This is a genomic window from Dyadobacter sp. LHD-138 (assembly GCF_030929615.1).
Classification (GTDB): Bacteria; Bacteroidota; Bacteroidia; order Cytophagales; family Spirosomataceae; genus Dyadobacter.
Genome location: NZ_JAVFVU010000125.1, coordinates 1 through 640 on the forward strand (window position 1 = coordinate 1; position 640 = coordinate 640).

Annotated in this window: 1 protein-coding gene; it reads left to right on the plus strand. The window is 37.0% G+C overall.

All coding sequences use genetic code 11. The features are described 5' to 3' along the window. Positions 1–67 precede the first annotated feature (67 nt). On the plus strand, positions 68–640 hold a 573-nt coding region (locus tag RB622_RS30220), incomplete at its 3' end, for a hypothetical protein (RefSeq protein ID WP_308050574.1).

Consider the following 640-nt stretch of genomic DNA (forward strand, 5'->3'; position numbering starts at 1 on the left):
CTATTTTGTTACTTAGTTACGATTTAATCGTCTTACTACCGTTACTTACACTATAAACTAAAAAAACATGAGAAATTTATTACCATGGAAGTACTTAGTTTCACTCACTCTCTCACTATCCTTAGTTGTTGTTTTCTATGCCTGTCGAAACACTCAAGAGGATCCCTCTCCTCAATTGGAAAGTGACACCAGCTTTGACTTGGGTATTGTAAAAAATGGATACGAACAGCTGGTTCAGAATCCAACGAACTTAAAAACCGGGAATGGTAAAAAAGAAAAAACGAAGAAGAAAAAAATTAACTGGAATGGGTCCTACACTTTTAACGTCGATGGTCAGGACAAAATGATCATTCCTTATGAACTAGAAGAAGATATTTATTACAAAAACCCCGATAGTTCGATGGCTTCTTATTCAGCAAACACCTTTTTCGTCGTTTCCAAGAAAGGAAAAGATTATGAGTATGAACTTGTGACACGTTTCCCAGACGTAAAATGGTTGAATAGAACAAAAAGGGCCCCCTTTTCAGGAAAAGTCATTGTTGAAGATGTCAATGGTGAGTTCAAAAAAGGATTTATACTGGATGAAGGCAGGCAGGTCCAGGAATTTATTCCATCTTCTCAATCAGGACGAACCAGTACC